General features: G+C 68.0%; 1 protein-coding gene. It reads right to left on the bottom strand.

All coding sequences use genetic code 11. The features are described 5' to 3' along the window. A partial coding sequence (locus G3I71_RS45150) for an Hsp70 family protein (protein WP_164324715.1) occupies positions 1-408 on the bottom strand: 408 nt, incomplete at its 3' end. Positions 409-721 lie beyond the last annotated feature (313 nt).

Genomic DNA, 721 nt, shown 5'->3' on the forward strand with positions numbered 1-721 from the left:
GATGGTGCCCGCGTCCTTGGTGGCCTGACGCTCGGCGTCGTTGAAGTACGCCGGGACGGTGATGACCGCGTCGGTGACGGGCTCGCCCAGGTAGGCCTCGGCGTCACGCTTGAGCTTGCCGAGGATGCGGGCGCTGATCTCCTGCGCGGTGTACTTCTTGTCGTCGATCGTGGTCGTCCAGTCCGTGCCCATGTGGCGCTTGACGGACGAGATGGTGCGGTCGACGTTGGTGACGGCCTGGCGCTTGGCGACCTCGCCGACCAGCACCTCGCCGGTCTTGGAGAACGCCACCACGGACGGAGTCGTGCGCGACCCCTCCGCGTTCGCGATGACCGTGGGCTCGCCGCCCTCGAGGGTGGCGACCACGGAGTTGGTGGTGCCGAGGTCGATGCCGACTGCTCGTGCCATGTGCGTGCCTTCCTTCCGGAACCTCGCGGGCTCCTGCTGCGTGGAGTGCTCGACGTCTTGAGCCCGCCCGGCTCAAGTCTGCGACGGTGGGTGGCCGTCCGACAAGTCGAAGCGGGGAGAAGTTGAGTCTGATGGGCTCAACTCCGGTGGGGTGCGGGTTGTTCCCGGCTCCTGGGATCCCGCCGGTGTGCCGCCGCTGTGGGATCGCATTGAGGTTGTCCGATTTGCGCTAGCGTGTCCGGTGCGTGTCCGGCGTCGCGGTAGCGTGTCCGCGCACCATCCTGTGCATGTGGGCACGGCGGTGACCGAGCGA

The organism is Streptomyces sp. SID12501 (genome assembly GCF_010550245.1).
Taxonomy (GTDB): domain Bacteria; phylum Actinomycetota; class Actinomycetes; order Streptomycetales; family Streptomycetaceae; genus Streptomyces.